This window comes from Streptomyces sp. NPDC017225, from assembly GCF_044331465.1.
GTDB lineage: Bacteria > Actinomycetota > Actinomycetes > Streptomycetales > Streptomycetaceae > Streptomyces.
This window is the reverse complement of record NZ_JBIRNE010000024.1, coordinates 20444-44334: the sequence shown is the minus strand read 5'-3', so window position 1 is coordinate 44334 and position 23891 is coordinate 20444. Positions and strand designations below refer to the sequence as shown.

Sequence of the window (23891 nt, the reverse complement as noted above, 5' to 3'; positions counted from 1 at the left end):
CAATGACCGAGATCAAGACCCCGGAAGACCTACTAACCCCGAACATCGAATTCATGATGCGCAACCAGCGTCATGGAGTTCTAGCGCCAAAGGTGGCCGAGGACCGTTGGCAGGCCGTACAGGCTGTTGTAAGCGAAATGGACCGGCTAACCGAGCTGTTCTATGAGCGCACCGAGGCGGCCGAGGACGCGCGCCTAGCAGCCGTTGCCGCACATGCCCGCGCTGCGAATTCCGGTAAGGCCGTCCCCGCTGGAATGGGTGCCAAGGTCCAGGACGCCAAGCTAGCCGTAGACGGCACCCTTACCGCATTCCGCGCCAACCTTCCGCGCCTGTCGGCCGCACGGCGTGCCTATGACGCGCTGTTCGATGACCGCAAGTTCATCACGGAATACCGCAAGGCTGTATCGGCTGAATTCCTCAAGCGGCGTGACGCTGCGGTGAAGGCATTCAAGGAACTAGATGCGCAGATTCCCGCGCTGGCCGAGCTATACACGCTGCTTGGCGATTTCACGCTAAACGGCCTGCTCGGTGATGTGGTCGCAGATATCGAGTTCAACGGCGAACCAGCGAGCGGGAACCTGTTCACCGAGAACCACGACAGTTGGGCCGCGCCAAAGCTGAGTGAGGCACTGAGCGCCGTTCGCCGGTACGTGCTCAGCGATGACCCGGTAAAGGGTGGCACGCTGCTAACGGAGGATCTAGGCACCATTACTGACGCCCTCCCCGAGCTAGCCGACCAGCGTTACGAGGAATGGCAGGACAATCTAGCGGCCGGTCGTATGGCAATGCGCAAGGCAAGCCCATACGGAAGTTACAGCCACTAGGGCGTTTGATTTGCGGGGTCGGTCCTCGGACAACCGGCCCCGCTCGCTGTCGAGAAAGGGCGTAGCCATATGGCATGGGAGACAAGCAACCGGCGCGAGCGGCTACCGGCCAATTGGGAGCGTCTACGTGCTCGCGCAATTCGACGCGCGGGGGGTCGCTGTGAGGGGGCCCTACTCGATACCGGCCAGCGCTGCGAGGCAAAGGGCACGGACGTTGACCACATCACCCCCGGCGATAACCACGACCTAAGCAATCTGCAATTGCTGTGCCGCTGGCATCACACACAGAAGACACAGCAAGAGGCAGCAGCAGCGCGAGCAATCAAGAGGGCGGCCGTTCCAAAGCAGGACCCCACCGGGACGCGATATGAACCCATGCCTGATCCCTGGTGACCCTCGATGCGCGCTGCGATTCACTCCGAATTCGCCTTGGATATCACGCTAGGTGAGGGGGCTTAGCGTCACGCTGAGTGGCTAAAGGGGTGGGGCCCCCCTCCCTTTAGGCCCCTTTCCGGATCGCTAGCGTATAGCAGCTCTCTCCCTGTACGGGTTACAGGGTCGCCGAACGCCTCCGCCGTTACAGCGTGTGATACCGCCTCGGCTCTCGCTGATCACAGAACGCATTCACCACACCTCAACGTTGAAGTGTGCCCACAAGCCACCGGCGATTAGCTCCCGCCGGTTAGGGGGTTGCCGCTCCCGAGGGTTTCTCTCCTTTCCCCTCGGTTGCAGCGGCACCCCCGCATTTCGAAAGGAACCCACAATGAGACTTCCCCTGTATGCACGAATTGCAGCGACGGGCGGCCGACCGGTTGTCCTGCTCGCTGCGCTGGCCATGTCCGCACCGGGCGAATACCGACTAGCCACGCTGGCCGGTTGGTCCCCGTACGTGGCCGTCCTTATGCCGCTGGTGCTGTCCGCCTATGCGGCCGTCGCTTCGGTCATGGCCGCTACGTGTCCGGACAGCCGGTCGGCAAAGGCCGGTGCCGGAATGGCGCTTGCACTCGCTCTGACAGCGCAGGTAATCGCGCACCTGATCATGTCCGGCTACGTGTCGGTTGGGCCGGTCCTGGTGGCCGCTGTGTCCGCTGTTCCGCCGCTTGTGGCCGGTCACCTAATGCACCTTGCAACGGTCGGTCGTAAGAGCGCTGAGCGGCCATCTGAGAGCGTCCCGGACAACGGGCCGACCGAGGGGCCGTGCGTGCCGCAGATGGCCGTACAGAGGCACGTAAGCGCGCCGGACAGTTGGCCACCCGCCGACCTATGGGCCGACTTTGAGGACAGCGCGCCGGACACGGCCGGACAGCCGGACACTCCGCCGAGTCCCGAGGTGATCCGTACCGCTGTGGCCACGCTGTCCGCCAATGGCCGCAAGGTAACCGGCCCCATGCTGGCCGACCATTTCGGCGTGTCCGACCGAACCGGCCGCCGCTATCTCGCAATGGCCGCTAACCGAATGGAGAACGTGAATGCCTGATTACCGCGCATGTCGCCGCCCCGGTTGTTCGCGGGGGTGTCCGGCGCAAAAGAACCGAGGACGTAAGCCGTACTGCAATGTGTTCTGCGCGCGCTGGCACCGGGCATTTCTTGCGTTCAACGAAAACGGAGCGGCCCCCGGACGGGACAGCGCAACGGATGCAGTGCTATTCGCTGGCTTGCTTTCGCTAGGGCTCGATGACAGAACCGCACCAGTGCTGTTCGAGTTGGCCGAAAGCTACGGGCGGGCAGCATGAACCGCGAATGTCAGCGGCCCGGCTGTAGCGGTGTCTGCTCTCCGGAGTGTGCAAGGTGGCATCAGGCATGCACGATTCTTGCCGGTGCGACGATTGATCAGAATGCGGCGCGAGTGCTGTTCCGCTGGCTACTGGTGGACCACCCGCAATGTTCGTCCAAGTAGAGAACAACCCCGCTCCTCGGCGCTGTCGAGAATGCGGCCGAATGCTCAGCGTGCGCCGTTTCCGTATCGACTATGACGACCCGGGATTCCGCGCTGCCCGCTGTCTCGATTGCGAGAACCCTGCCCCGTTCACGTTGCCAAGCATTTGGTAGGCCACACCTCAACGTTGAAGTGTGCTTGACCCCCGATGACCGTTCGCGGCCGTCGGGGGTTTCTTGCGTTTCGGGAGTGCCTTCGATTGAAAGGTGAGATTTTCGCCGGCTGCGGGCGCCTGGATTGCCCTTGGCCAGTGTTCCCAAGGGTTTTCGCCGCCATCGATTCTTAGGCCGCAGCGTCGAGAACGGCCCGCACCTCGGGTACGTCGGCGTACTCAGCGAGCCGTGCCAGCACCACCCGGACCCGTTCCGCTGTCCGCTCGCTGGCCACGTCCGCCGACAGCGAGATAACCCGTTCCGCCGTAGCTGCCGCTTCCTCGGGTTCGTTCGCGTCGGCGTAAGCCACGGCCAACCACGAGAGATATAGCGCTAGTTCGCGCGTGTGCGTCGCGTCGTATTTCCCGAGGACTTCCCGCAGCAGTGGCACAGCGCGGAGCGGTCGGCGTAGCTCGGTATAGACGCGCGACTCCATGACTTGCAATTCACCGGCATCTACCCAATACAGGTATGCCGGTTCCTCGGTTTCCTCGCTGTCTTCGCTGAGTGCTTGGCTTGCCTCCCCGAGGGCGCGCATTGCGTGTTGGGCATTCTCGGTTCCCCCCGCTTTCGTGGCAGCCCACGCCACCCGATCGAGGTACAGCGCGCGAGCCTTTGCCGGTGCGTCCGGTCCGGCCCCGTCGAGTGCGGCGCGAGCTAGGTCTAGGCCCTCCAACTGCCGTCCGGTGTTGGTGAGTTGATAGGCCAGCGAACCGGCGAGATTCCCGGCTAGCGTCCGGTCCTCTGCCTGCGTCGCCGCGCTGAGACCTAGCCGGTAGATGCGCTCAGCTTCCGCATGCTGGCCAGCGTCCGACGCGATCCATCCGGCGATCTGCGCCAACTCGCCTATCTGCACCAGGAGTTGACGGCCGGTCGTTTCGGTGTACGAGTGTTCACGGAAAATTCGAACAGCCTTGCGAAGCTCCCGCAGTGCGGGCCGCATGAGATCCCCACCGGCCAGCACGTCATCAGCGAGCCGCAAGCCGTGCACCCGCTGTTGCAAGTCGGCCACCTGGACCATGCCGACACGGCCCCCTGTACGGCCACTCAGCGGCGCTAGCGGGTCCTCGGCGGGCAGGAAGTCGGCCAGCGTGGGGAGCGGCGGTTCAGCGGGCACCTGTGGCGCTGTGAGGGCATCCACGGGGACGGCCAGCGCCGCAGCGAGGAACGGCAGCCATTCGCGCGGCGTGCGCTTCCCGGTTTCCCACCGGCTGACTTCCTGTCGGCCGACCGGATCACCGACCACACCGGCCGCCCGGCAAACCTCCCGCGCTAGCCGTGCCTGACTCCACCCGAGGCGGTCACGCTCGCGCCGGATGTTGGCCCCGATTCCGCTGCTCATGACTCCAGTCTGGCCGACAGTTGGCCTACACGTGGCCGCTAGTCAGAGATCCATTACGGCCGGACGCTGGACGCCGAATTGCCGACAGACGGAACGGCGGACCGATGGCCACTCAGGAGAGCACCGCGACAGTCACCACCCCCGAGCCGGTACCGGGGTGCGCGCACTGCGACAAGGTGGCGCAGGACCGAGACCGAGCAAAGGCGAACGGCGACGGAAGTGCGGTGAGTGACTGCAATGTGCGGTTGCGCCGACACCTCGGGGACACGCACGCGTGAAGCCACAGAAACGCCGTACGCGCGTTCTCCCGGACCCCGAGCTAGTCAGCCTCATAGACAGCGCGGGAAGTCCTTACGCGGACTCTCCAGACGGTTGGTGGACGGAACGCGGCGGCGCGCTGGATACCCGCTCGGGAGTGGTCTACTTCCCGCCGGGCAGTAATCCGCCGCCGTGCCCGTTCCCGTGTGACTCGTGCAAGCGCAAGGGGAGACAGTGAGGGACGTTGATAGGTGGTTGCGTGAACCCCGGCGCGGACCGGTGGACCCGGAACGGTGCATCGTGTGCGCGTCGCTGCGCGGGCAGGTGATCGCGGCCAATCGCACCAATGACGCAATGCTGGGATTGGTGACGCTGTCTGCCATGCGCACCCATCGGACTTTCGGTCATCAGGATTGGGTGAAAGAACCGGCCCGGTCCGCGTAATCCTCCGGCCCTTCCGTGACCGACGCCGACCAGCGCGGGAGGGACGGTTCCCCGGCCCCGTTCGTGTGCTTCCCCCGTGGCGCGCGAACGGGGCTTCTCCTGCGCCTAGTTGCTGGTCAGCGGTACTGTGGGGAAGTCATCACCCTTTGGATACTCGGAAGTGACCATCCCCGCGTCCCGCCGCGCCGTACGCACTGCTCCGCCCACCCAGGCACTCAGCCGCGCCCATACTGCCTTATCCGTCTTATCCGTCTTATCCGTCTTGTGCATCACAACCCCCGTAAGGTCCGTTCCCATTGCTCGCTTGCTCGTCCGTCTGTCACTCGGCGGTCACCCGCCCATGGGCTCGGCGCCCGCCCGCTCCGGTCCGTCAGCCACCTCCTCCGTCCCCCAACACCCCACCCGCGAGGCCGATCAGCACCGGCAACACGCCCACCGCGATGAACGCGGGCAGGAAGCACAGCCCCACCGGTGCGGTGACCATGACGGCCGCCCGGCGGGCCCGTGCCGTCGTGGTCCGGGCCCAGTCGGCACGGGCCTGAGCCGCGAGCCGGGCGACCGGACCGGCCGCGGGCAGGCCGGACACGTCGGCCCGTTCCAGCAGCCGCGCCAGCGGCCCGGCGCCCGGGATCGCGGCCAATGAGCGCCAGCAGCCGCCCGGTTCACCACCGAGCCGGACCTCCGCCGCGCCGCGCACCAACGCGTGCCCGACAGGGCCGCCGAGGGCGTCGCCCACCGCCTGGGCCGCGGCCACCGGCCCGGCGCCCGCCGCGATACAGGCCGCCAGCAGGTCGGCGGCCAGCGGCAGTTGGCGAGCGGCCTGGGCGGCCACGGCCTGCGCCGCCTCCGTACCGACGGCCGACCGTCGGGAGCGCCGGTGCCACAGCCCTGCCGCGCCCACCAGCCCCACCACGACGCCGGTAACACCCCCGACCAGGGCCCACCCCGCACCCACCGTGCCCACCAGCGGCAGCCATCCGCGGACGGCGGCCAGCACCTCGGCTCGCCGGGGAGCGGCACGCGCCGGTTCCGGGGCCAGCAGCCCGGTGAGCCGCCTGCGTACCGCCCGCTCCCGCCGCACGGCTCCGAACCCGCGCGCCAGCCATCCGGCGACCAGGACCGCCGCCACCACTGTCCACACCACGGCTCCCAGCCTGTGGACGACATCCCCGTTCACGACACCGCCTCCGCTCCCCGCACGATCCGCGACACCCACCACACGCCCACGCCCTCCAGCACCCCGCCGGCCAGCAGACAGCCCAGCCCGGCCCCGGTGTGCAGCAGCACGCGCAACGGGTCGGCGCCGAGGGCGCCACCGAGCAGAAGGCCCAGGACCGGCAGGCCGGCGAGCATCACCGCCGTGGCGCGAGCGCCCGCCAACTGGGCTCGCAGGTCGGAGCGCTGGTCCCGTTCGGCGCGTAGCGCGCCCTCCAGCCGGTCGAGCCCGGCCGCGAGTCCGGCGCCCTGGTCGACGGCGACCCGCCAGCACGCCGCGAGCCCTCGCAGCCCCTCGGCACCCGGTTGCCTTGCCGCCGCCGCTAGCGTCCCCGGGACGTCGCCGCCGAAGCGGGCCGCCGCCAGCACCGCCGCCTGCCCGTCACCGAGTCCTCCGGAGTCGTGAGCGGCGTACAGCAGCGCCTCGCCCGGCTGCCGCCCCGCCCGCACCTCCCCGGCGAGCGCGCCGCACAGCGCGATCACCGCGTCCTGCCCGCGCTCGCGGTTCCGCCGCGCACGGCCCGCCAGCCGCGTTCGCCGCAGCATGGGCACCCCGGCCGCTCCCGCGACGACCGGCAGCACCGAACCGCCCAGCACCGCCAGCACCAGCCCGGCCACCAACGACCACCACTCGGGCCTCAGCCGGCCACGGACGCGCCTCAGCCCGTCCGTCATCCGGCGCACCGTTGGCGGCCCCGTCCCGGCCGCCCCGCCGGCCAGCACCAGTCGCGCCCGCCGCGCCCCGGAGTGCCAGCCGCTCCCGGCCAGCCACGCCGCCGCCGACAGACACGCCAGGGCCACACCCGTCGACAGCCAACCCGTCCCCGTCACCTGTGCGCCTCCAGTCCACCGGCACGCGTTTCGAGCGCGTCACCGCGCAGCAGCTCCCGCAGACGCTCCCAGCCTCGCTCGGCCACGAAGGCCTCCGCGCCCCACCGCAGCGCCGGCACCGTCCGCACCAGCCCCGACGGGTCGCGCTCCAGTACGTGCACCTCGGCGATGCGGCGTCGTCCAGTTCTGTCCCGTACCAGGTGCAGGACCACGGAAAGGGCCGCCGCGAGCTGGCTGTGCAGAGCCGCCCGGTCGAGTCCCGCGGCCGTGCCGAGTGCCTCCAGCCGGGCCGGTACGTCGGCGGCGGCATTGGCGTGCACCGTCCCGCAGCCGCTGTGACCGGTGTTCAAGGCCGCCAGCAGGTGCACCACTTCGGCGCCGCGCACCTCGCCGACGACGAGCATGTCCGGTCGCATGCGCAGCGCCTGCCGCACCAGGTCCTCCAAAGTGACCAGGCCAGCTGCCTCCTGGTTGGCGGGTCTGGTCTCCAGGCGGACGACGTGCGGATGGTCCGGCCGCAGTTCCGCCGAGTCCTCGGCGAGCACGATGCGCTCGTCCGGTCCGACGAGTCCCAGCAGCGCGCTCAGCAGCGTCGTCTTACCGCTGCCGGTGCCGCCGCTGACGAGGAAGGACAGCCGTGCTCCCAGCAGCGCGCGCAGGACTCGGTCACCGCCGGGCGGCACGGTGCCCGCCGCCGCCAGTTCGTCGAGCGTGAACGCGCGGGGCCGGACCACCCGTAGCGACAGACAGGTGCAACCGACGGCGACCGGGGGCAGTACGGCGTGCAGCCGGGTGCCGTCGGGCAGCCGGGCGTCCACCCACGGCCGGGCGTCGTCGAGCCGGCGTCCGGCGACTGTGGCAAGGCGCTGCGCAAGCCGCCGTACGGCGCCGGCGTCCGGGAAGGTAACCGTCGTCAGTTCCAGGCCGCCGCCCCGGTCCACCCAGACCCGGTCCGGGGCGGACACCAGCACGTCGGTCACCGACGGGTCGGCGAGCAGCGGTTCCAGCGGCCCGCTGCCGACGAGCTCCGACCTCAGCTGCTCGGCGGCACCGAGGATCTCGGCGTCCCCGAGCACCCGCCCCTGCTCCCGCAGGGCCTGCGCCACTCGGGCGGGCGTCGGCTCGGCCCCGCTCTCGGCAAGCCGGCGCCGGACGCCGTCGAGCATGCCGGGGGCGGGCCCCGGGCCTCTCCGGGTGGCCTCTGCCCGAGGCCACCCGGACATCGGCCCCGTGGACGGCCCATGGGACGCACTCGCCGATGCGGAGATCCCCCCGGAGACCGGTCTCGGGAGGATTCCTGACGCAGGTTCCGAGGACCACCCGGAGCCCGCTCCCGAGCAATCCAGAAAGGGCGCTCCAGGAGACTCCGGGGAAGCCGCCCCCGGACACTCAGGGGAAGCCGCTCCCGAGGACATCCTGGAAGCCCAGCCCGGGACCACCCGCCCGGTCAGCTCTACGTTCGTCTCTACGTTCGTCCTGGTGGCCCGGCGGCCCGGCACCCCGATCGCGGTCCGCCCTCCAGGCATCCCGGGCATCCCGGGAGCCGCGCCCGGCGCCCGGTCATCGGCCGGACCCGGTACCCGCTCCTCGGCGGGGCCCGCTGTCGCCCCGGAGTCGGTCCCTCCGGACACCCGAGGGGCCGGCGCCACCGCGGACTCGCCGACAGCCGGCTCCGGCCACCTGCCTCCTGCTCCCCCGGCCGCCACACCACCAGCACGCGTGCCGTCACCCGCCCTCTCCGGGCTCACCGACGCCTTCACGCCACTCCTCCCGTCTCGACCAGCGCCCGCTCCCAGAACCCCCGGCAGAAGCGCGCCAGCGGCCCGCGTGCGGACGCACCCGGAGGACGCTTGCTCTCGGTGGCGCGCAGGAGCCCGGACTCGACGGGCACCTCACCGGCCAGGGGCAGTCCGAGCAGCCGGGCCACCTCCCGGTCGTCGAGACCGGAGGCGTACGGCCCGCGCACCGCGACGCGGAGGTCGCGCAGGACCATGCCGACGGCCGTGGCCACCCGGTCGGCCGCCGCGACGGCCCGCAGTTCGGCCGGTACGACGAGGAGCCCGACGTCGAGCTGGGCGAGCACCTCGGCGACTCCGTCGTCGATCCGGCGCGGCAGGTCGACGACGACCGTGCCGCCCCTGCGCCGCGCCGCCGCGAGCACCGCCCGTACGGCCTGGGGCGGCACCGTGACTCGGTCGCCCCGGTCCCAGCTGAGCACCCGCAGCGAGTGCAGCTCGGGCAGCGACTCCTCCAGGGCGCCACCGCCGACCCTCCCGCGCGAGGCCGCGAACGCGGGCCACCTCAGCCCCTCGGCCGTCTCGCCGCCGAGGAGGACGTCGAGGCCCCCGCCCAGCGGATCGGCGTCCACGAGGAGGCTGCGCAGCCCCTCTCTCGCGGAGGTGACAGCGAGTGCGCAGGCCAGGGTGGACGCTCCGGCGCCGCCCCGGCCGCCGATCACGCCGACGGTGAGAGCGGGTCGTCCGACGCCCTCGGCGACGTCGGCGATGCGGTCGACCAGCCACTGCTCGCCGTCGGGCAGCATCAGGACGTGGTCTGCGCCGATCTCGACGGCCCGCTGCCAGACCCCCGAGTCGTCCTGGTCTCGGCCCACGAGGACCACTCCTCGTCTCCGCGCGGCACCGCGCACGCGCCGTGCCGCGTCGTCGCCGACGAGGACCAGCGGTGCGGCCTCCCAGCTGCCCCGCTGTCCGGAGGAAGCGGGCGCCGCGGGCACCGAGTGGTGCACCTCCGGCGTGGCGCCGGCCGCCGCGCACAGGCGCAGCAGGTCGTCGAGGAGCTCGGTGTCCTCGGTGACGATCAATGGTCCGCTCTGCCGCCCTCCGGCGGCGGACGGTGGGTCGTGGGTGATGGTTCCGGTCATGACCTGTGTCCCCCTTCGTCGCGACTCCCGCGGTCGCGCCCGACATCTGTGATCTCGCACAGCCCTTGCGGCCCCGCGATTCCTCACCGTGTGGAGAACCGGCAACCGGTCCCCACACGAACGGCCGGCGTGAACGCCCGAGGTGAACCCGACTTGTACGTCGGCTTGGACTTCGGTCGATCCCGGCCGTACGCGCCCTGCAAACAGAACCGGCCGTAGAACTCGGCGCGGCCAGGACGCATGGGAATCACGATGCGGCGATCCGAGAAATCGTGTGGATCTTGGTCAAAAACTGTGGGCCACTCGATGGTTGTGAATATCGCCTTCACTCGAACCGGTGAGTCCCCGTCACCCCTTGCACCCTGCGGAAGGGCTCCCGCAGCGCAGCGTTTCAACTACTCTCCGCATTCAGTCATGCCCATGACAACGCTGCTCGGACGCCATCACGGCGAGCAGCCTGGAGCGGGATGAAAAGAGGAAAAACCCACCCGGACATGCGACGACCCCCGCCGGGGGGGAGAGCGGGGGTCGTCTTCCACGGCCGACTCGGGGGGGGAGGAGTCGGACCGGGTTAGCACGGTCGCGAACGATCCGTGACTTCCATGGTGTACCCGAGAGCCATCTCAGGCAAACCCACACGCCCCACCTTACGCCGAATGGGCTGCGCCTATGCTCGGGGTCGTGGAAAACCACTCCTTGCCCCACTCCATGCCCCGCGCGGCGGCCTTCTTTGACCTGGACAAGACGGTCATTGCGAAGTCGAGCACGCTCACCTTCAGCAAGTCGTTCTACCAAGGCGGGCTGATCAACCGCAGGGCTGTCTTGCGTACCGCATATGCCCAGTTCGTCTTCCTCGCGGGCGGGGCCGACCACGACCAGATGGAGCGGATGCGCGAGTACCTCTCCGCGCTCTGCCGCGGCTGGAACGTCCAACTGGTCAAGGAGCTCGTCGCCGAGACCCTGCACGACCTGATCGACCCGATCATCTACGACGAGGCCGCCTCCCTGATCGAGGAGCACCACACCGCCGGCCGCGACGTCGTGATCGTCTCCACGTCGGGCGCCGAGGTCGTCGAGCCGATCGGTGAACTCCTCGGCGCGGACCGGGTGGTGGCGACGCGCATGGTCGTCGGCGACGACGGCTGCTTCACGGGAGAGGTGGAGTACTACGCGTACGGTCCGACCAAGGCGGAGGCGATCCGGGAGCTGGCCGAGTCCGAGGGGTACGACCTGACCCGCTGCTACGCCTACAGCGACTCGGCGACCGACCTGCCGATGCTGGAGTCCGTCGGCCATCCCCACGCGGTGAACCCGGACCGGGCTCTACGCCGAGAGGCTCTCGCGCGCGAGTGGCCGATTCTCGATTTCCATCGCCCGGTACGGCTCAAGCAGCGGATCCGGGGCTTTTCCGTACCGCCCCGCCCGGCTCTCGTCGCCGCCGCCGCGGTGGGCGCGGCAGCGGCCACCGCGGGCCTCGTCTGGTACGCGAGCCGACGACGGTCCTCGGCGGCCTGACCGGCCCGGCATGACACAGCCCGACCCGGGTCGGCGGACCGGTCCACGGTGGCCTGCTCCAGCGGGCCCGTTCCACCTTTCACCCGCGTATGAGCGCGAAAGTAAAGAAGTGCGGCCCGCACTTCCACTTGCCCCGGGGCAGGAGTACAAAGGACTCAACGGCCCGCGAGACCAAGGACATCCGAAAGGATCACCTTAAAACCGCATTTGGCCCCACGGACCGCGCATGAACACAGGGCACCCACGCGACGTCGACCCGTCGATTACGGGCCAGCCGCACCAGGTGACGGGCGAAGCTCCCGACCTGATGGGCAACATATCGAGGACGCCTGGTAACCCGGTGGTCATGCCAGCGGCGGTACGAGCACTCGTACCGCCGCATTTCTGTCGCGCCTCTCATCTCGCTCGTGTCTTACGCCGCCCCGCGCTGGAGCGCCTCGCACACCGCCGTCGACTCGCGCGCGCCCAGCTCGACCGCCCTGCCGCAGTGCGCGATCCACGCGGCCATGCCCTCCGGGGTGCCGGAGGCGTAGCCGTCGAGCGCCGCCAGGTAGGACGCGCGCCCCAGTTCGGCATGGCCGACCTCGGCCGGGCAGACCGATTTCGGGTCCAGCCCGCTGTTGATCAGGACGATGCGCTCGGCCGCGCGCGCGACCAGACCGTTGTACGAGGTGAAGGGACGCAGCGCCAGCAGCTCACCGTGCACGACGGCGGCCGTCACCAGCGCCGGCGCGGTACCGCCCCCCATGACCAGCCCGGCCAGGCCGTCCAGACGGCCGTGTGCCTCCTCGGCGTTCGGCAGCGGCAGCTCGACGAGCGGCTCGTCCACCGGCTCGCCCTCCTGCCGGGGCCGTCCCACCTGATCCGCCTTGTCCGCGGCCGCCACCAGGTGCAGCCGGGCCAGCACCCGCAGCGGGGACTGCCGCCAGATGAACAGCAGCTGCCCCGCCTCGGCGGTCAGCCGCAGCGCCGCGCCCACCGCGCGCGCCTCGTCGTCGCCGCTGAAGTCGGTCCGCCTTCGCACCTCCTCCAGTGCCCAGTCCGCCCCGGACAGCGCTGCCGAACCCCGCGCGCCGCGCAGCGCGGCCTCGGAGGTGATCTCGTTACTGCGGCGCCGCATGATCCGGTGGCCGTAGACCCGGTCCACGGCCTTGCGTACGGACTCCACGGACTCGGCCACGCCGGGCAGTGCGCCCAGGGCCGCGAGCGGATCGGCGGTCGCGCCTGTCGTACTCATGGGTACGACCCTACGCATCCCGGCGCCACACCCCACGAATGAGTGGTCTTCTTCACGTACGCCCAGACCCTCGCACCACTCATGGCTATGTCGCGACTACCCTTGGTGAACATGAAAATTGCTTTCGTCGGGAAGGGCGGCAGCGGAAAGACCACCCTGTCCTCCCTGTTCATCCGCCATCTCGCCGCCACCGGTGCACCCGTCGTCGCGGTCGACGCCGACATCAACCAGCACCTGGGGGCCGCGCTGGGCCTCGACGAGGCGGAGGCGGCCGGGCTGCCCGCGATGGGCGAGCACCTCTCGCTGATCAAGGAACATCTGCGCGGCACCAACCCGCGCATCACCTCCACCCAGAAGATGATCAAGACGACTCCGCCCGGTGAGGGCTCGCGTCTGCTGCGGGTACGCGAGGACAACCCCGTCTACGACAGCTGCGCCCGGCCGGTGGAACTCGACGGCGGGGCCGTCCGTTTGATGGTGACCGGGCCCTTCACGGACGCCGATCTGGGAGTCGCCTGCTACCACTCCAAGACGGGAGCGGTGGAGCTGTGCCTGAACCACCTGGTCGACGGCCGTGACGAATACGTCGTGGTCGACATGACCGCGGGCTCGGACTCGTTCGCCTCCGGCATGTTCACCCGCTTCGACATCACGTTCCTCGTCGCCGAGCCGACCCGGAAGGGGGTCTCCGTCTACCGCCAGTACAAGGAGTACGCCCGCGACTTCGGCGTCACCCTGAAGGTCGTCGGCAACAAGGTGCAGGGACAGGATGATCTCGACTTCCTCCGCGAACAGGTCGGGGACGACCTGTTGGTGACCGTCGGGCACTCGGACTGGGTGCGCGCCATGGAGAAGGGCCGGCCGCCCCGGTTCGACCTCCTCGAGGACGCCAACCGCCGTGCGCTGGGCACCCTGCACACGGCCGCCGACGGGACGTACGAGCTGCGGGACTGGGAGCGCTACACGCGCCAGATGGTCCACTTCCACCTGAAGAACGCCCACAGCTGGGGCAATGAGCGCACCGGGGACGACCTGGCGGCGCAGGTCGACCCCGGGTTCGTCCTCGGCGAGGGCGTCGTCGCACCGGCGTGACGACAGCCTCGCCGCCGGCGCCACTTGCACCGCTGACGCCGCTCTGTCCCTTCCGGCGCATGGACTGCTGATGCCCTTTCTGCCCCTTCCGCCACGTGCATTGCTGACGCCGCTTCTGTCCCTTCCGCCACTGCCGCTGCTTCCGCCACTTCCGCCGGTCTCCCCGGACCGCCGGTCTCGCCGGTCCCCGCCGGGACGGGTGGCTACCGCTCGGCGGCCGGCGCTCCGGGCACGCCCTTCGGTGCCGGTGCCGGCTCGGCTGAGAGGAAGGACGCCCAGCCCTTCTTCGGGGCCTCACCGACGTCCAGCGTGCGCAGCTTCTTCAGGACCTTCGGGTCCTGGGCGTCCAGCCAGTCCGCGAGCTGCCGGAAGGAGACACAGCGCACCTCGTCCTTGGTGCACACCTCCTCGATGACCTCCTCGATGGCACGCATGTACGTGCCGCCGTTCCAGGACTCGAAGTGGTTGCCGATGATCAGGGGCGCGCGGTTGCCGTCGTAGGCCCGCTGGAAGCCCTGAAGCAGGCCGTCGCGCATCTGGTCGCCCCAGAACTCGTGCTTGGCGGGGTCGCCCTGGGTAGTGGTGCCGGACTGGTTGACCATGAAGTTGTAGTCCATGGTGAGCTGCTCGAAGGTGTGCCCGGGGAACGGCACGAGCTGCATCGACAGATCCCACAGCTCCTGCTTCTTCTTCGGCCAGACCTGGTTGTTCACACCGCTGCTGTCGTAGCGGAAGCCCATCTCACCGGCTGCCCGCGTGAAGTTCTCCTGGCCCTCCAGGCACGGGGTGCGGGCGCCGATCAGCTCCTTGTCGTAGTCGAAGGGGAGAGGGGCCGCGTTCCTCATCCCCGTGTTGGTCTTCCATGTCTTGACGAACTGCTTGGCCTGGCGGATCTCCTCCTTCCACTCCTCGACGGACCACTCCCCGACGCCGCCGCCGCTGCCGCAGAAGTGGCCGTTGAAGTGGGTGCCGATCTCGTTGCCCTCCAGCCACGCCAGCCGCAGCTGCTTGACGGTGTCGGCGATGCCCCGCTCGTCGTTGAAGCCGATGTCGGAGCGGCCCGGGGAGTGCTGTGGCGGCCGGTACAGATCCCGCTTCTCCTTCGGCAGCATGTACACGCCGCTGAGGAAGTAGGTCATCGTCGCGTCGTTCTCCTTGGCCACTTCACGGAAGTGGGAGAACAGTCTCTGGCTGTCCTCGCCCGCGCCGTCCCAGGAGAAGACCACGAACTGCGGGGGTTTCTGGCCGGGCTTGAGGCGTTCGGCCCGGGGCAGGTGCGGCTGGGCACCGGTGTACGCGGTGGAGCCGTCGCCGATCAGCCGGACCGCGTTCTTGGGCGCGGGCGCCGCTTTCCCCTTCTCCTTCTCCTTCTGCGGACCGTTCGTCCCTTCACCGGAACCGTTACCGCTGCCGATCGCGCAACCGGCGAGCGACGCGGCGCAGACCGCGGCGGCGATCGCGGTACGCGCGGCGATCCTGTGGGTGGCGGCCATGTTCCGCCCACCTTCTTCCTTCTCTCGGGCTCACGCCGACGAGGCGTTGTCGGGCGCTGAGCCGGGATGTGCCGTCAGCGCCGTCAAGGTGGCACGTATGCGAGAAGGAATTAGTACGACAAGCCGATGAAATACCCCATTCACTCGCTTGAGCGATTCATTGCTCCATTTGATCGAAAAGTCTATGCCTCCTCTTTACTCTGGATTACGATCCATTTACTGAGTGCGACCACCAGTCGCCCGGACATCCCGCTGCTGAACGCCGTGACCCACGGCCGCGAATCGTCCCCGCCCAGCGCGGGACCCCCCATGACCGCGACCGCGCAGCCCCGGAGGAGACGGGAAACATGTCAGCCTGCGTCCCTGCCCGCGCCGATTCGGCCCGAACCAAGCACGTCCATCCACCCCACAGCCCGCCGCCCGGCGGCCCTCGGCGCTTCCGTGTCGCGGGCGCCGATCTGTCGGCCTCGATCGCGGTCTTCCTGATCGCGCTGCCGCTGTCCCTCGGTATCGCCCTCGCCACCGGCGCTCCCCTCCAGGCCGGCCTGGTCGCGGCCGCGGTGGGCGGCATCGTCGTCGGATGGCTCGGCGGCTGTCCGCTCCAGGTCAGCGGCCCCGCCGCCGGCCTCACGGTGGTCACCGCCGACATCATCGTGCGCTACGGATGGCGTACGACCTGCGCCATCACCGTGCTCGCCGGGCTCGCCCAGCTGGGCCTCGGCTGTCTGCGCGTGGCACGCTCCGCGCTCGCCGTCAGCCCCGCCATCGTGCACGGCATGCTCGCCGGCATCGGCGTCACCATCGCCGTCGCCCAGTTGCACATCGTCCTCGGCGGCACTCCCCAGAGCTCCGTGCCCGACAATCTGCGCGCCCTGCCCGCCCAGCTGGCGAGCCCCAGACCGGCCGACCTCGCGGTGAGTGTGCTGACCCTGACCCTGCTGCTGCTCTGGCCGCGTGTCCCCGGCCGGACCGGGCAGCTTCTGGGCAAGGTCCCCGCCGCCCTGGTCGCCGTCGCCGGCGCGACCGTCGTCGCGGCCCTCGCCGGGCTCCGCCTGCCCAAGGTCGACCTGCCGTCCTGGAGCAGCCATGCCCTGGCCACGCTGCCCGACGGCCCCGTGCTCGGCCTCGTCGCCGCCGTCCTCACCACCACGCTGGTGTGCAGTGTGCAGTCCCTGCTCGGCGCGGTCGCCGTGGACAAGCTGGTCGCCGCCCGGCCCGGCCTGACCGGGCGCGTGAAACGCTCCAACCTCGACCGCGAGCTACTCGGGCAGGGCGCCGCCAACATCGTCTCCGGGTCGCTCGGCGGACTGCCCATCGCCGGTGTGGCCGTGCGCAGTTCCGCGAACGTGGGGGCGGGCGCCGTCAGCCGGAACTCCACGATGCTGCACGGCGTTCTCGTAGTGATCGCCGCACTGCTGATGGTCCCGGCCCTGGAGTTCATCCCCCTCGCCGCGCTCGCCTCCCTGGTCATGTTCGTCGGCATCAAGATGGTGTCCCTGAACCACATCCGCACAGTGACCCGCCACCGTGAGGTGCTGGTCTACGCGGTCACCACCTGCGGCGTGGTGTTTTTCGGTGTCCTGGAGGGCGTCGCGCTGGGCATCGCCGTGGCCGTCGGCGTCGCCCTGCACCGCCTGACCCGCACCCGGATCACGCACGAGGAGACGGAGGGAGTCCACCACGTACACGTGCGAGGCCAGTTGACGTTCCTCGCGGTGCCAAGGCTCAGTCGAGTCCTGCACCACGTCCCCCAGGGAGCGGACGCCGTAGTGGAGTTGGACGGGTCGTTCATGGACCACGCGGCGTACGAGACGCTGCAGGACTGGCTGAAGACGCACACCGCACAGGGGGGCTCCGTCGACATCACCGGCCGCCGGCCCGGCACCCGTATCTCCGAACCGGCCGACGTGGACGGCTGCCGCTGCCGCCCCTGGACACCCTGGCGCAACCACCAGTGCGAGCACCCGCGGCAGACGCCCCGGCCCGGCACCGGCCGACAGGACGGCGTCGGAGCGACCGCCGGCACGGCGATCGGCCACCCGAACAGCGCAGGCAGCCCAGGCAGCCCAAGCGACCTGAACGACCCCGCCGGCCCGAGCGGCCCGGGCGGTCACGTCAGACCTGGCAGGCGCACCCGGCCCGGTGGGTCAGGCTCACCCAGTGGGGCCAGCGGACGGGAACTGGCGCGTGGCATCAGCGCGTTCCAGCGAAACACCGCCCCGCTGGTGCGCGGCGAGCTGGCCCGGCTGGCACGTGAGGGGCAGCAGCCCTCCCAGCTGTTCCTGACCTGCGCCGACTCGCGGGTCGTCACGTCGATGATCACCTCCAGTGGCCCCGGAGACCTCTTCGTCGTGCGCAATGTCGGCAATCTCGTGCCGCTGCCCGGCGAGGAGAGCGGCGACGACTCGGTGGCCGCCGCGATCGAGTACGCGGTGGACATCCTCAAGGTGCGGTCCATCACCGTGTGCGGGCACTCGGGCTGCGGGGCCATGCAGGCCCTGCTCAGCGCGGAGCCCGGGGGTGCGCAGACCCCGCTCAAGCGGTGGCTGCGGCACGGGCTGCCGAGTCTGGAGCGCATGCCCGAGGACGAGGACGCCCGGCCTCTGCTGGCCGGACGCCGGCCCGCCGACGCGGCCGAGCAGCTCTGCCTGGCCAACGTGGTCCAGCAGCTGGAGCACCTGCGCGCCCACGACGCGGTGTCCCGGGCCCTTGGCGCGGGCGACCTGGAGCTGCACGGCATGTACTTCCACGTCGGCGAGGCCCAGGCGTACCTGCTCTCCGGGAGCACCGGGGACGGAGTGTTCGAGCTGGTCCTGGAGACCGGCCTGACCGCCTGACGGCCCGAGCGGACGAGGAGCCGAGGCGCGCGGAGTGTGAGCGGCGTTACGGACGCTGAACCCCGCGCCCTCGGCATCCGTGGGTACGGATGACCACTGGTCACGAAGACGGGCCACGGCGAGATAGGTCTAAACCAATTTCCCGTCGACCCTTGTCACCGGCCCCCCGGGTCTGATGAGGTGTGGCCTGGGACACAACGGACAACCCTGAGAATGGGAGATGTCGTGAGCAACGAATCCTTGGCCAACCTGCTCAAGGAAGAGCGCAGGTTCGCGCCCCCCGCCGACCTGGCCGCGAACGCCAACGTCACGGCGGAGGCGTACGAACAGGCCAAGGCCGACCGGCTCGGCTTCTGGGCCGAGCAGGCCCGCCGGCTGACCTGGGCCGAGGAGCCGACGGAGACCCTCGACTGGTCCAACCCGCCGTTCGCCAAGTGGTTCAAGGACGGCAAGCTCAACGTCGCCTACAACTGCGTGGACCGCCACGTGGAGGCCGGAAACGGCGACCGCGTCGCCATCCACTTCGAGGGCGAGTCCGGCGACAGCCGCGCCATCACCTACGCCCAGCTCAAGGACGAGGTCTCCAAGGCAGCCAACGCCCTGTTGGAACTGGGCGTGCGGAAGGGCGACCGGGTCGCCGTCTACATGCCGATGATCCCCGAGACGGCGATCGCGATGCTGGCCTGCGCCCGGATCGGCGCCGCCCACTCGGTCGTCTTCGGCGGCTTCTCCTCGGACGCCCTCGCGACCCGCATCCAGGACGCCGACGCCCGTGTCGTCATCACGGCCGACGGCGGCTCCCGGCGGGGCAAGCCGTCCGCGCTCAAGCCGGCCGTCGACGAGGCCGTCGAGCGCGCCGGCATCGTCGAGCACGTGCTCGTCGTCCGCCGCACCGGCCAGGACGTCGCCTGGGACGACTCCCGCGACAAGTGGTGGCACGAGACCGTCGACCGGCAGTCCGCCGAGCACACGCCGGAGGCGTTCGACGCGGAGCACCCGCTGTTCATCCTGTACACGTCCGGTACGACGGGTAAGCCCAAGGGCATCCTGCACACCTCCGGCGGTTACCTCACGCAGACGGCGTACACGCACTGGGCGGTCTTCGACCTCAAGCCGGAGACCGACGTCTTCTGGTGCACCGCCGACGTCGGCTGGGTCACCGGGCACTCCTACATCGTCTACGGTCCGCTCGCCAACGGCGCGACGCAGGTCATGTACGAGGGCACCCCGGACACCCCGCACCAGGGCCGGTTCTGGGAGATCGTGCAGAAGTACAAGGTCTCCATCCTCTACACCGCGCCCACCGCGATCCGGACGTTCATGAAGTGGGGCGACGACATCCCCGCGAAGTTCGACCTGTCCTCGCTGCGCGTCCTCGGCTCGGTCGGTGAGCCGATCAACCCCGAGGCGTGGATCTGGTACCGCAAGAACATCGGCGCCGACGCCACCCCCGTCGTCGACACCTGGTGGCAGACCGAGACCGGCGCCATGATGATCAGCCCGCTGCCCGGCGTCACAGAAGCCAAGCCGGGCTCCGCCCAGCGCGCGCTGCCCGGCATCTGTGCCACCGTCGTCGACGACGAGGCCAACGAGGTACCGAACGGCGGCGGTGGCTACCTGGTCCTCACCGAGCCGTGGCCGTCGATGCTGCGCACCATCTGGGGCGACGACCAGAGGTTCATCGACACCTACTGGTCGCGTTTCGAGGGCAAGTACTTCGCCGGTGACGGCGCCAAGAAGGACGACGACGGCGACATCTGGCTGCTGGGCCGCGTCGACGACGTGATGCTCGTCTCCGGGCACAACATCTCCACCACCGAGGTCGAGTCGGCGCTGGTCTCCCACCCGTCGGTGGCCGAGGCGGCCGTGGTCGGCGCCGCGGACGAGACGACCGGGCAGGCCATCGTGGCCTTCGTGATCCTGCGCGGCACGGCGGCGGAGACCGAGAGCCTGGTCGCCGACCTGCGGGCCCACGTCGGAACCGCCCTCGGCCCGATCGCCAAGCCCAAGCGGATCCTGCCGGTGGCCGAACTGCCGAAGACACGCTCCGGCAAGATCATGCGGCGCCTGCTGCGCGACGTGGCGGAGAACCGGCAGCTCGGTGACGTCACCACCCTGACCGACTCCACCGTCATGGACCTCATCCAGACGCAGCTCCCGGCCGCGTCCAGCGACGACTGAGCCCACGAGGACTGAGCCAAGAGGACTGATCCACGACGACTGAGCAACGTGGACTGATCCACGAGGACTGATCCGCCTGCTCCGAGGGCACCCGGCGAAGGATCCGCCGGGTGCCCTCTTTCGTGCGGAGTGCCCCTTACGCACCGTAGCGGAGATCACCCGGCACCCTCGACGCAGGTTAGGTAGGCTAAGAAACGCGTAAGAGACTCAACAAGATCCTCGAAGAACATCACCTCGAAGATCCTCATGGTGTGCCGGGAAGTCTGGTCGGCGAGTGTTCCGTGCTGCCCACCGACCGGAGGTTCTCCCCGTGACCGCGCCCCGCCCCCCTCGCAAAGCCTTCGGACGTCTGTCCCTCCCGGAGCGGAACTACGTCGCTGAGGCGCTGCGCACCGAGACGGTCGGCGGTGTTCTCCTGCTCGTCGCCGCGGTCGCCGCGCTCGTGTGGGCGAACATACCGGCGCTGAGCGACAGCTACGAGAGCGTCAGCCACTTCCACTTCGGCCCCGAGGCCCTCGGCCTGGACCTGTCGGTCGCGCACTGGGCCGCCGACGGCCTCCTCGCGATCTTCTTCTTCGTCGCGGGTATCGAGCTCAAGCGCGAGCTCGTCGCCGGTGACCTGAAGGATCCGAAGGCCGCCGCGCTCCCGGTGGTCGCGGCGCTGTGCGGCATGGTCGTGCCCGCGGTCGTCTACACGGTCACCGCCACTGCCGGCGGCGGTTCCCTGTCCGGCTGGGCCGTGCCCACCGCCACCGACATCGCCTTCGCGCTCGCCGTACTCGCCGTCATCGGCACGTCCCTGCCGAGCGCCCTGCGCGCCTTCCTGCTGACACTCGCCGTCGTGGACGACCTGTTCGCCATCCTGATCATCGCGGTCTTCTTCACCGAGTCGATCAACTTCGCCGCGCTCGGCGGCGCGCTCGTCGGTCTCGTCGTCTTCTGGCTGCTGCTCCGCAAGGGCGTCCGCGGCTGGTACCTGTACGTACCGCTCGGCCTCGCGATCTGGGCGCTGATGTACAACAGCGGCGTCCACGCCACCATCGCCGGCGTCGCGATGGGCCTGATGCTGCGCTGCCACACCCGCGAGGGCGAGAGCCACTCCCCCGGTGAGCACATCGAGCACCTCGTACGCCCCCTGTCGGCGGGTCTGGCAGTGCCGCTGTTCGCCCTGTTCAGCGCGGGCGTCGCACTGTCGGGCGACGCGCTCGCCGACGTGTTCACCAAGCCGGAGACCCTCGGCGTCGTACTCGGTCTCGTCGTCGGCAAGACGCTGGGCATCTTCGGCGGCACCTGGCTGACGGCACGCTTCACGAAGGCCTCGCTCAGCGACGAGCTCCAGTGGGCCGACGTGTTCGCGGTGGCGACCCTGGCCGGCATCGGGTTCACCGTCTCGCTGCTCATCGGCGAGCTGGCCTTCGAGGGCGACGAGGCGATGACGGGCCAGGTCAAGGCCGCCGTCCTCACCGGCTCGCTCATCGCGGCCGCCCTGGCGACGGTGCTGCTGAAGGTACGGAACGTCAAGTACCGCAAGATGATCGAGGACGAGGAGCGCGACGACGACCTCAGCGGCGTCCCGGACGTCTACGAGCAGGACGACCCCGCGTACCACCTGCGCGTGGCCGCGATCTACGAGAAGAAGGCCGCCGAGCACCGCCGGATCGCCGACGAGATGGAGTCGGCGCGGCTTGCCGAAGTGCCGGGCGGGGCAGGCGATGAGGGCGACGGTCCGGCATGATCTGACGAGACGGTACAAAAGACGGACCGTACGCGCTCGGGCCGCGGCAGTCAGGCAGCGCCCGGCAGCCACGGAACCGTACGCAGATCAGCCAGGAGAAGAGGGAGACCGCGATGAGCGCACCCGACGGCAGCCCGGTCGGCACCGAACGCAGCATCGGCCAGCTGTTCGCCTCGGCGACCACCGAATTGTCGGCGCTCGTGCACGACGAGATCGCGCTGGCCAAGGCGCAGCTGAGGCAGGACGTCAAGCGCGGTGCGACGAGCGGCGGGGCGTTCTCGATGGCGGGGGCGGTACTCCTGTTCTCGCTGCCGATGCTGAGCTTCGCGCTGGCCTACGCCATCCGGACCTGGAGCGACTGGAACATGGCGGTCTGCTTCCTGCTGTCCTTCGCGGCGAACGTCCTCCTCGCGGCCCTCCTCGCGCTGATCGGCATCGTCTTCGCGAAGAAGGCCAAGAAGGGCCGCGGCCCGCAGAAGGTCGCCGCCTCGGTGAAGCAGTCGGCAGGCGTACTGCACAACGCCAAGCCGCACCCGCGGCCGGAGCTGCCCTCGGACCGGTCCCCCGAAGCCATCGAGGCTGTGGCACGCTCGTCCTCATGACGGACCCCGCCAGCCCCATGGGGCAGCCCCCCTCGGCGCAGCACCCCACCTCGGTCGTACGGCTCGGCATCCCGGGCGGGCCCGAGGTGACCCACCGGGACGTCGCCGCCAATGGCGCCCGCTTCCACATCGCCGAGCTGGGTGACGGACCGCTGGTACTGCTGCTGCACGGCTTCCCCCAGTTCTGGTGGACCTGGCGGCACCAACTGGTGGCCCTCGCGGACGCCGGTTTCCGCGCGGTCGCCATGGACCTGCGGGGCGTCGGCGGCAGCGACCGCACCCCGCGCGGTTACGACCCCGCCGGCCTCGCCCTCGACATCACCGGCGTAATCCGCTCCCTCGGCGAGCCGGACGCCGCGCTGGTCGGCCACGACCTGGGCGGCTACCTGGCCTGGACGGCCGCCGCGATGCGGCCCAAGCTCGTACGGCGGCTCGCGGTCTCGTCGATGCCGCACCCCCGGCGCTGGCGCTCGGCCATGCTCGGTGACGTCCGCCAGACCCGGGCGGGATCCTACGTCTGGGGCTTCCAGCGCCCCTGGATCCCCGAGCGTCAACTGACCGCGGACGACGGCGCGCTGGTCGGCCGGCTGATGCACGAATGGGCGGGACCGCGCCCCCTCGACGACGAGGCCGTGGACGCCTACCGCCGGGCCATGTGCATCCCCTCCACGGCGCACTGCTCGGTCGAGCCGTACCGCTGGATGGTGCGTTCCCTCGCCCGCCCCGACGGCATCCAGTTCTACCGCCGCATGAAGCGGCCGGTGCGCGTGCCGACCCTGCATCTGCACGGTTCGCTGGACCCGGTGATGCGGACACGGAGCGCGGCGGGGTCGGGGCAGTACGTCGAAGCCCCGTACCGTTGGCGGCTGTTCGACGGCCTCGGGCACTTCCCGCACGAGGAGGACCCGGTCGCTTTCTCGACCGAGCTGATCAACTGGCTGAAGGATCCCGAGCCCGATCGGTGACCGGACGGTGACCTGACGAACGCGCCCGGTATCCGGATCAGAACGCTTGTCCTACGAACGGCCACTTGCCCGACGCATAGGCCAATTGGGCGCCGGGATAACGGTTACCGACCTTGGGGCGGGGGCACACGTCCGGGTATGGGCTGGACGCACGACTACAGTGACGTAGCACGCGACGGCCGCTCCACGAGCGGCGTAAGCACCCACCGACGAGGAGGCACCCCGCAACTGGCGGGTGCGGACCCACGGGTGGGCATCCCGCACATCCTGCGCCGCCGGGCCCGCTGGGTATCCGTGCGCCTGCGCCATCCACGCGGCTGAGCGCCGCGCAGGCGACCACGACTCGCGGGC

At 69.9% G+C, this 23891-nt stretch carries 18 protein-coding genes; 11 read left to right on the top strand and 7 right to left on the bottom strand.

The genetic code is table 11. From position 1 onward, the window contains the following. Window positions 1–2 precede the first annotated feature (2 nt). From ACH4NX_RS33705 to ACH4NX_RS33695, 3 genes are all read left to right on the top strand, one after another. The gene (locus tag ACH4NX_RS33705) at window positions 3–824 is read left to right on the top strand and encodes a hypothetical protein (protein WP_398129842.1); all 822 of its coding nucleotides are present in this window, start codon (window positions 3–5) and stop codon (window positions 822–824) included. Between the two features lie 69 nt (window positions 825–893). Then, the gene (locus ACH4NX_RS33700; RefSeq protein ID WP_398129843.1) at window positions 894–1217 is read left to right on the top strand and encodes an HNH endonuclease signature motif containing protein; all 324 of its coding nucleotides are present in this window, start codon (window positions 894–896) and stop codon (window positions 1215–1217) included. A 370-nt stretch (window positions 1218–1587) separates the two neighbouring features. Beyond that, window positions 1588–2301, top strand: coding sequence for a hypothetical protein (locus ACH4NX_RS33695; RefSeq protein ID WP_398129844.1), 714 nt, complete (start codon window positions 1588–1590; stop codon window positions 2299–2301). Window positions 2302–3042: 741 nt separating this feature from the next. Here the strand turns inward: ACH4NX_RS33695 and ACH4NX_RS33690 are convergent. The 5 genes from ACH4NX_RS33690 to ssd all read right to left on the bottom strand — a co-directional run bounded on the left by ACH4NX_RS33690 (window position 3043) and on the right by ssd (window position 9883). Further along, a complete protein-coding gene (locus ACH4NX_RS33690) occupies window positions 3043–4254 on the bottom strand; it encodes a helix-turn-helix transcriptional regulator (protein WP_398129845.1) in 1212 nt (403 codons plus the stop codon). A gap of 1072 nt (window positions 4255–5326) precedes the next feature. Then, window positions 5327–6133, bottom strand: coding sequence for a type II secretion system F family protein (locus ACH4NX_RS33685; RefSeq protein ID WP_398129846.1), 807 nt, complete (start codon window positions 6131–6133; stop codon window positions 5327–5329). Next, window positions 6130–7002 carry a type II secretion system F family protein gene (locus ACH4NX_RS33680; RefSeq protein WP_398129847.1) on the bottom strand — a complete coding sequence of 291 codons (873 nt, stop codon included), beginning with the start codon at window positions 7000–7002 and terminating at the stop codon, window positions 6130–6132. Before ACH4NX_RS33680 ends, ACH4NX_RS33685 begins: the two co-directional genes overlap by 4 nt. Beyond that, on the bottom strand, window positions 6999–8225 hold the full coding sequence (locus ACH4NX_RS33675; RefSeq protein ID WP_398129848.1) for a TadA family conjugal transfer-associated ATPase: 1227 nt from the start codon (window positions 8223–8225) through the stop codon (window positions 6999–7001). The genes ACH4NX_RS33680 and ACH4NX_RS33675 overlap by 4 nt, the downstream gene beginning before the upstream one ends. A gap of 533 nt (window positions 8226–8758) precedes the next feature. Further along, complete coding sequence (ssd, locus tag ACH4NX_RS33670; protein ID WP_398129849.1) at window positions 8759–9883, bottom strand: septum site-determining protein Ssd; 1125 nt, start codon at window positions 9881–9883, stop codon at window positions 8759–8761. Window positions 9884–10552: 669 nt separating this feature from the next. On the opposite strand from ssd, the gene ACH4NX_RS33665 reads away from it, so the two are divergent. Then, complete coding sequence (locus tag ACH4NX_RS33665) at window positions 10553–11398, top strand: HAD-IB family hydrolase (protein WP_351386941.1); 846 nt, start codon at window positions 10553–10555, stop codon at window positions 11396–11398. Between the two features lie 412 nt (window positions 11399–11810). On the opposite strand, the gene ACH4NX_RS33660 is transcribed toward ACH4NX_RS33665, so the two are convergent. Continuing rightward, on the bottom strand, window positions 11811–12635 hold the full coding sequence (locus tag ACH4NX_RS33660) for an oxidoreductase (protein WP_398129850.1): 825 nt from the start codon (window positions 12633–12635) through the stop codon (window positions 11811–11813). Between the two features lie 111 nt (window positions 12636–12746). Between ACH4NX_RS33660 and ACH4NX_RS33655 the strand changes: the two genes are divergently transcribed. Next, window positions 12747–13727, top strand: coding sequence for an ATP-binding protein (locus tag ACH4NX_RS33655; protein WP_398129851.1), 981 nt, complete (start codon window positions 12747–12749; stop codon window positions 13725–13727). A 203-nt stretch (window positions 13728–13930) separates the two neighbouring features. On the opposite strand, the gene ACH4NX_RS33650 is transcribed toward ACH4NX_RS33655, so the two are convergent. After that, entirely contained in the window at window positions 13931–15220 is a 1290-nt protein-coding gene (locus ACH4NX_RS33650) for a hypothetical protein (protein ID WP_351386947.1), read from the bottom strand. 347 nt (window positions 15221–15567) lie between these two features. On the opposite strand from ACH4NX_RS33650, the gene ACH4NX_RS33645 reads away from it, so the two are divergent. The 6 genes from ACH4NX_RS33645 to ACH4NX_RS33620 all read left to right on the top strand — a co-directional run bounded on the left by ACH4NX_RS33645 (window position 15568) and on the right by ACH4NX_RS33620 (window position 23861). After that, complete coding sequence (locus ACH4NX_RS33645; protein ID WP_398129852.1) at window positions 15568–18057, top strand: SulP family inorganic anion transporter; 2490 nt, start codon at window positions 15568–15570, stop codon at window positions 18055–18057. A gap of 225 nt (window positions 18058–18282) precedes the next feature. After that, window positions 18283–20238: an acetate--CoA ligase gene (gene acs / locus ACH4NX_RS33640; RefSeq protein WP_398129853.1), complete on the top strand. Its 1956-nt coding sequence runs from the start codon at window positions 18283–18285 to the stop codon at window positions 20236–20238. Between the two features lie 310 nt (window positions 20239–20548). Then, on the top strand, window positions 20549–21973 hold the full coding sequence (gene nhaA, locus ACH4NX_RS33635) for a Na+/H+ antiporter NhaA (RefSeq protein WP_351386954.1): 1425 nt from the start codon (window positions 20549–20551) through the stop codon (window positions 21971–21973). A gap of 113 nt (window positions 21974–22086) precedes the next feature. Further along, a complete protein-coding gene (locus ACH4NX_RS33630) occupies window positions 22087–22575 on the top strand; it encodes a phage holin family protein (RefSeq protein ID WP_351386956.1) in 489 nt (162 codons plus the stop codon). Continuing rightward, window positions 22572–23540 (top strand): alpha/beta fold hydrolase, encoded by a 969-nt coding sequence (locus ACH4NX_RS33625; protein ID WP_398129854.1) that lies wholly within the window; start codon window positions 22572–22574, stop codon window positions 23538–23540. Before ACH4NX_RS33630 ends, ACH4NX_RS33625 begins: the two co-directional genes overlap by 4 nt. A gap of 138 nt (window positions 23541–23678) precedes the next feature. Then, window positions 23679–23861 (top strand): hypothetical protein, encoded by a 183-nt coding sequence (locus ACH4NX_RS33620; RefSeq protein WP_351386962.1) that lies wholly within the window; start codon window positions 23679–23681, stop codon window positions 23859–23861. Window positions 23862–23891: the final 30 nt, after the last annotated feature.